The organism is Arthrobacter sp. TB 26 (assembly GCF_000427315.1).
Lineage (GTDB): Bacteria > Actinomycetota > Actinomycetes > Actinomycetales > Micrococcaceae > Arthrobacter.
This window is the reverse complement of record NZ_AUPJ01000252.1, coordinates 1-3,266: the sequence shown is the minus strand read 5'-3', so window position 1 is coordinate 3,266 and position 3,266 is coordinate 1. Positions and strand designations below refer to the sequence as shown.

General features: G+C 65.7%; 3 protein-coding genes and 1 tRNA gene. 2 read left to right on the top strand and 2 right to left on the bottom strand.

The annotated features are described in order from the left end of the window. On the bottom strand, positions 1 to 465 hold a 465-nt coding region (locus tag K789_RS0109215; RefSeq protein ID WP_024366510.1), incomplete at its 3' end, for a trehalose-phosphatase. Next, entirely contained in the window at positions 455 to 1,960 is a 1,506-nt protein-coding gene (locus tag K789_RS0109210; RefSeq protein WP_024366509.1) for a trehalose-6-phosphate synthase, read from the bottom strand. The genes K789_RS0109210 and K789_RS0109215, both read right to left, overlap by 11 nt. A gap of 178 nt (positions 1,961 to 2,138) precedes the next feature. Between K789_RS0109210 and K789_RS0109205 the strand changes: the two genes are divergently transcribed. Next, the gene (locus K789_RS0109205) at positions 2,139 to 3,023 is read left to right on the top strand and encodes a DsbA family protein (RefSeq protein ID WP_024366508.1); all 885 of its coding nucleotides are present in this window, start codon (positions 2,139 to 2,141) and stop codon (positions 3,021 to 3,023) included. Between the two features lie 153 nt (positions 3,024 to 3,176). Then, positions 3,177 to 3,253: transfer RNA gene (locus K789_RS0109200), tRNA-Thr, on the top strand. Positions 3,254 to 3,266 lie beyond the last annotated feature (13 nt).

The window sequence follows — 3,266 nt, the reverse complement described above, 5'->3', positions numbered from 1 at the left end:
GGCGAGCCGGGTATGCAGGACGACGCCGGCCGGCTTGTCCTCCAGCAGGGTGCCCGGCGCCACCTCGACGATGCCCTCCAGTTCGCGCCGGACCTCGGCGAGCAGTTCCCGGCGTGCGTCATCGAGTTCCAGCTTCGAGGACCCGGGTCCCATCCAGACTTCGGCGCCGTGGCTTCCGACCAGCAGGGTCTTCTCCGGAGGGAAGGCGACCGCCCGCAGGCTGTCCAGGGCGCGCCCGGAGATGAGGGCCGTCGTCGTCCGCGGAAGTTCGGTGAGCGCGGCGAAGGCCGCAGCCGAGCGGGGGAGGGCGCGGGCGTCCCCCGCGTGGTCCACGAGCGGCGCCATGGTGCCGTCAAAGTCCATGGCGACCAGCAGGTGCTCGGTCGCTGCGATGCGGCGCAGGGCCTCGAGCAGGTCCGGGGAGAGTGAGAGCGGGGTCTGTCCGGGTGAGAGATCAGGAGTCATCGCGGATTACCTTTTCTTCGAGCGCGCTCAGGAATTCGGAGGACCAGCGATCGACGTCGTGGTCCAGGATCTGCTTGCGCATCGAGCGCATGCGGCGCGCGGCCTCGGCCGGCTGCATGTTGACGGCTTTCATGATGGTGTCCTTGAGGCCGTCGATGTCGTGCGGGTTCATCAGCAGGGCCTGCTTGAGCTGGTCCGCGGCGCCGGCGAACTCGCTGAGCACCAGGGCACCGTCGTTGTTGGTCCGGGCCGTGACATACTCCTTGGCCACGAGGTTCATGCCGTCCCGCAGGGCGGTGACGAGCATGACGTCCGCGGCCAGGTACAACGCCACCATCTCGTCAATCGGGTAGTTGTGGTTCAGGTAGCGGACCGCGGTGTTTTGCAGCGTGTCATAGGTGCCGTTGATGTGGCCGACGGTGCCCTCGACTTCTTCGCGCAGCAGGCGGTAGTGCTCCACCCGTTCCCGGCTGGGACTGGCGACCTGGATCAGTGCGGCATCCTCCACGGTCACTTTGCCGTCCGCCAGGAGTTCCTCGTAGGCCTTGAGCCGGTGCGGGATGCCTTTGGTGTAATCGAGGCGGTCGACGCCGAGCAGGATCGTCTTAGGGTTGCCGAGGTCTTGGCGGATCTGCCGGGCGCGCTCGATGATTTCGGGATCCCGGGCAAGTTTGCTGATCTGCTGGACGTCAATCGAGATGGGGAACGCCTGGGCGCGGGCGATGTGCGTGGTTACGCCGTCGCTGCCCTTGACGTGGACCTGCTGCTGCTTGACGCTGGCGCCGAGGAAGCGGCGGGCGGAGCGCATGAAGTTTCCGGCGTCGCTGCTGCGCTGGAATCCGACCAGGTCGGCGCCGAGCAGCCCGTCGATGATGGCGCGGCGCCACGGCAGCTGTGCGAAGATCTCCGGCGGCGGGAACGGGATGTGGTTGAAGAACCCGATCTTCAGGTCCGGACGGGCCTCGCGCAGCATCTTCGGGACGAGCTGGAGCTGGTAGTCCTGGACCCAGACAGTGGCGCCGGGGCTGGCGTGGTGGATGACGGCGTCGGCGAACCGGCGGTTGACCTTGCGGTAGGAGTCCCACCAGGTCCGGTGGAACTCCGGCGGGGCAATGACGTCGTGGTAGAGCGGCCAGAGCGTGGCGTTGGAGAAACCCTCGTAGAAGAATTCGATGTCATGCGTGCTCAGCTGGACCGGAACGAGGTCGATGCCGCCGTGGCTGAAGGGCTGGAGATGCTCATCGGGGGCGCCGTGCCAGCCGACCCACGCGCCGTCGGTCTTGGTCATCATGGGGGCAAGGGCCGTGACCAGCCCGCCGGGGGAGCGGCGCCAGCCGTCCTCGCACCCCGGCTCGTCCGCGGCGCAACGGTCGACCGGCAGGCGGTTGGAGACCACCATGAAGTCATACTGCGCGTCCGGATCGGTGTCGCTGGCGCCGTGCGCGGCTTTGCTGTCGGTATCTCGATCCGATTCGGCGTGTTTGGTTGCCTGCATTGGTGCCCCCTGGGGTTCGCTCGTGGCTCTCATCCACCCTAGCCCGGCGGAATCTTCTGTGCTATTCGTCCGTGGGGAGGCGGGAAGGAAAGTTGAAAGCGCAACTTCCCAGTTTTCTCCCCTAAAATGATGAATTGCCACCCAGTGGATATCACCGGCCGATCGACCCGAGGAACTAATGAGCCCCGCAAACGAACCCCGTCAGTCCAAATCAGAGCGAACTGCCGCGGCCCGCGAGAAAGCCCGTGAAATCCGCGAGGCGCAGCTGAAGAAGGAAAAGCGCAACAAGCTGCTGATCGGCTGGGGCATCGTTGCCGCCGTCGTGGCCATCATTGTGGTGGTGGCGCTGGTAGTCACCTCGAACATCCAGAAAAACGCCCCGGTTGCCGACGAGGGCCCCACCCCCGNNNACGTTTACGGCGGCGTCACCCTGCTGGCCAACTCCGAGGTGGCGAAGACCGAGCCTGCGACCGTCAGGATTGCCGATCTTCCCTCCGCTCCGGCCACGCCGCCGGCACAGATTACGGCGCCCGGCGCCGAAGCTGAGGCCGGCAAGCCGGTCAAGGTGGTCCTCTACATCGACTTCATCTGCCCCGTGTGCAAGAACTTCGAGACTCAGTACAACGAGACCCTCACCAACCTTCGCAACGAAGGCAAGATCACCCTGGAATACCGCCCGCTGGGCTTCCTCGACACCCGCTCCACCACCAACTACTCCTCCCGCGCGGCCAACGCGGCAGCGTGTGTTGTGAACGAGTCGCCGGAGAAGTACGCGGACTTCGTCAATATGCTTTTCGAGAAGCAGCCCGCTGAAGGCGGCGCCGGCATCTCCGATGCGGATCTGAAGAAGATGGCAACCGACCTCGGGGCCAAGAGCATCGACACCTGCGTGGACGAGAAGACCTACCGCCCGTGGGTCAAATACACGACGCAGCAGGCAGCGGCCATCGGTGTGACCGGAACGCCGACCGTCCTGGTTGAGGGCAAGCAGTGGGGCAAGGGAGACAGCGCCCAGACCCCGTTCGAGCAGTTCCTTCAGGCCGCCATCGACGCGAAGCAGTAAGCGGCAGCGCCCAACAGCAAAACCGCGGGCCCGGCTCTGGATTCTTCCGGAGCCGGGCCTGTTTTTATCACCGGGCATCCGTGGGCTAACCTTATCTAGCGCCATGGCGCTTGGCCGCTCACTGTGGCCCGGAGCCGGCCGGCGCACAGGAATGCCTCCTTAGCTCAGTTGGCCAGAGCACCGCTCTTGTAAAGCGGGGGTCGTCGGTTCGAATCCGACAGGGGGCCCCAAGTAGGAACCGCG

Excerpts from the sequence above, each read along its gene's own strand:
- K789_RS0109210 (WP_024366509.1), bottom strand. The coding sequence starts at position 1,960 with ATGCAGGCAACCAAACACGCCGAATCGGATCGAGATACCGACAGCAAA.